Origin of the sequence: Streptomyces recifensis, from assembly GCF_002154615.1 — a bacterium.
GTDB classification, from domain to species: domain Bacteria; phylum Actinomycetota; class Actinomycetes; order Streptomycetales; family Streptomycetaceae; genus Streptomyces; species Streptomyces griseoluteus.
The window spans coordinates 1-1,310 of record NZ_MUNH01000433.1 but is presented as its reverse complement, the minus strand read 5'-3'; the positions used below and the strand labels follow the sequence as shown (position 1 = coordinate 1,310).

The following is a 1,310-nucleotide window of genomic DNA, read 5'->3' as shown; positions in this document are numbered from 1 at the left end:
CACGGCGGTCGTCACGGCGGAAGTCACCACGGCTGTCGTCACGACGGAAGGACGGACGGTCACCGGAGCGCTCGTCACGACGGAAGGACGGACGGTCCCCACCACGACGGTCGTCATCGCGGCGGAACGACGGACGGTCGCCGGAGCGCTCGTCGCGGCCGCGGAACCCGCCACGGTCGTCACCACGGCGGTCGTCACGGCGGAAGTCACCACGGCTGTCATCACGACGGAAGGACGGACGGTCACCGGAGCGCTCGTCACGACGGAAGGACGGACGGTCCCCACCACGACGGTCGTCATCGCGGCGGAAGGACGGGCGATCGCCGGAGCGCTCGTCACGGCGGAACGGGGGACGGTCGCCCCCGCGGTCGTCACGGCCGCGGAACCCGCCACGGTCATCGCCACGGCGGTCGTCACGGCGGTCGTCGCGGCGGAAGTCACCACGGCTGTCATCACGACGGAAGGACGGACGGTCGCCGGAGCGCTCGTCACGACGGAACGAGGGACGGTCACCACCACGGTCGTCACGGCCACGGAACCCACCGCGGTCGTCACCACGACGGTCGTCGCGGCGGAAGTCACCACGGCTGTCGTCACGACGGAACGAGGGGCGGTCGCCCGAGCGCTCGTCACGACGGAAGGACGGACGGTCGCCGCCACGACGGTCGTCATCGCGGCGGAACGCGGGACGGTCGCCACCACGGTCGTCACGGCCCCGGAAACCGCCACGGTCGCCACCACGGCTGTCCTCACGGCGGAATGACGGACGGTCATCGCGGCGGAAGCCGCCGCGGTCGCCGCGGTCGCCACCACGGTCACCGCCGCGGTCGTCGCGGCGGAAGGAGGGACGGTCGCCGCCACGACGGTCGTCGCCCCGGTCGTTGGACCGACGCGGGCCGCCGCGGTAGCCGCCACGATCACCGCGGTCACCACTGTCCCGTCGCCGCTGATCGCGCTCCGGTCGGTCGTCGGGAGAGTTGGTGGACATCGGGTGACTCCTGTCTTCGGGTACCACAAGCATTGTAAAAACAAAAGGACCCCTGGTCCCAGCTGAACGCTGGGACCAGGGGTCCTCCAAAGATTGTTCGGCGGCGTCCTACTCTCCCACAGGGTCCCCCCTGCAGTACCATCGGCGCTGTGAGGCTTAGCTTCCGGGTTCGGAATGTAACCGGGCGTTTCCCTCACGCTATGACCACCGAAACCTTAATGGTTTCGAGCGAACAAGCACACTTTTTATTTGTGAGTTCGAGTTCAGCTCTGAACCGGCAACTGTTCGTTGCCTCAGAACTTACACAGTGGACGCGAGCAAC

Annotated in this window: 1 rRNA gene and 1 pseudogene; one reads left to right on the top strand and one right to left on the bottom strand. The window is 68.4% G+C overall.

The annotated features are described in order from the left end of the window. Positions 1-763 (top strand): annotated as a pseudogene (locus tag CCN33_RS33580) (hypothetical protein); the annotation flags it as partial. Between the two features lie 320 nt (positions 764-1,083). On the opposite strand, the gene rrf reads toward CCN33_RS33580, so the two are convergent. Next, a 5S ribosomal RNA gene (rrf, locus tag CCN33_RS21730) occupies positions 1,084-1,200 on the bottom strand. Between the last annotated feature and the right edge of the window lie 110 nt (positions 1,201-1,310).